Here is a 1,769-nt window from a genome sequence, read left to right as displayed (position 1 = left end):
CCTGAGTTGGCTCAATTGGTTAGTGCGTGGCGCGTGGGGTGTTCAGGGCGTCGAGGATCTTGCGTTGGCGGGTGGTGACGGCGGGCGGGAAGGTCTGCTGGGTGCCGTTGACCGCGATGGTCGCGCTGCGCAGTGGCCGTAGCTGGCGTACGAGGTTGCGGATCGCGAGCCCGGTGCGGTTCTGGGCCTCGCGGCTGACGGCCAGGGCGGTGAAGACGATAGTGAGGTGGGCTTCGATCGCGTCGCGGGTGTGGTGGAACATTGGCCGTGCCCTCAGGTCGGTCTTGCTCATCCGGAAGGACTGCTCGACGTGCCACAGGTCGTGGTAGGACGCGATCACCTCGGCCGCGTCCATGCAGGTGGCGGGGATGTTGGTGACATATCCCTTCAGCCCGACCAGTCTGCGGGCACGGGCCAGTGAGGTTTGGTCGAGGACTCGCTTGTCCCCGCTGGTCTTGACGAACCTGGTGGTCTTGGCCTTCTTCTCACCCGAGATGACCTCACGGGCACGGTTCTCCTGGATGGTCAGCGTCTTGTTGTCCCGCGCGGCGCGTTTGGCGGAGTAGGCCCACACCGCCCGCCACGACGCGGTGTGCTCCTGGGGGTTCCAGACCGGTTCGGCCTTCTTGGCGACGTCGTTCTCAACGATCCGGGAGTTCTTGGGGGTGATGGTGTCGACGACCTGCCCGTCGGTGAAGGCGTCGCCGTGCCAGCGGAAGTGGGAGGCCAGGTCGATGGGCGCCTTGGTGGTCCGCGAGCCGACGATGAACTTCAGTGCGGCCTCGTCCAGTGCGGTCAGGTTCTTGGCCGACAGCATCCCCGCATCGGCGACGACCACCATGTGTGCCAGGCCGTGGCGTCGGGCGAACTGCTCGATGATCGGCACGATCGTGGTCGTCTCGGCCTGGTCTCCCTCGAAACAGCCGATCTCCAGGGGGAACCCGCACCGGTCGACCAGCAGCCCGACCACGATCTGGGGATCGACGCGACGTTCCTTGGAGTAGCCGACCTTGCGCAGGCCGTCCTCGCTCTCGGCCTCGAAATACAGGGTGGTGACGTCGTAGAGACACAAACTCACGTCACCGGCCCTGGCGGCATGGGCGAAGCAGGCGGTCGCGATCCGGTCGCGGTACTCGGCCGTCTTGACCTTGCTCAGGGTGCGTTTCATCGTCGCGTAACTCGCCGGCGCGACGCCCAGGTCGGTCAGCACCCGACCGGTGTCCAGCAGGGAGGTCGGCTCGACGATGCGGGCGATCACCAGGTCGCGGAACACCTCATCGCCCAGCGCGTCGAACCCGAGGCCGGCGTAGACGCCCGCCAGCGATTCGAACAGCACACGCGACCCGGTCGCCACAACCCGTCCGGCCCCGTCACGAGCACGGGCAGGCTCGTTCCCCAGGTTCTCGAAGAGCGCAGCCTCGCCCGCCGGCTGCGCCAAACCGGCCACCGGCACCGCCGGCTCGACGTCCAGGTCCAGCATCACCTGCCCCGGATCGACCAGCAGGCCACGGGCACGCTCGAGCAGCACCCCGAGCTCGGCCTCGGTGTGTGCCGAGCCGACGTGCTTGAGGATCCGCTGCCGTCCACCGGTGTACTCGGCGATCTGCACCGCCGTCGCTCCCGAAGCCGTACGAACCCGCCGGATGAACGCCACCCCGCGACCCTACGAGCACCCCGCTTAGTGCGTGAAACCACACTCACCCGAACACGTATCCACAGGTCAACAGGCTCAAGGTCTGACGACATCCAAGCGAGTGAGCCAAGTCAGG

General features: G+C 67.0%; 1 protein-coding gene. It reads right to left on the bottom strand.

Annotated elements, in window-relative coordinates; genetic code table 11:
* Nucleotides 1-19: 19 nt before the first annotated feature.
* Nucleotides 20-1,654 (bottom strand): IS1634 family transposase, encoded by a 1,635-nt coding sequence (locus tag ACGFIS_RS37475; RefSeq protein WP_392974016.1) that lies wholly within the window; start codon nucleotides 1,652-1,654, stop codon nucleotides 20-22.
* Nucleotides 1,655-1,769 lie beyond the last annotated feature (115 nt).

Source organism: Spirillospora sp. NPDC048824, from assembly GCF_043198455.1.
GTDB lineage: Bacteria > Actinomycetota > Actinomycetes > Streptosporangiales > Streptosporangiaceae > Spirillospora.
The sequence above is the reverse complement of the archived record's forward strand: the minus strand, read 5'-3'. Positions and strand labels throughout refer to the sequence as shown.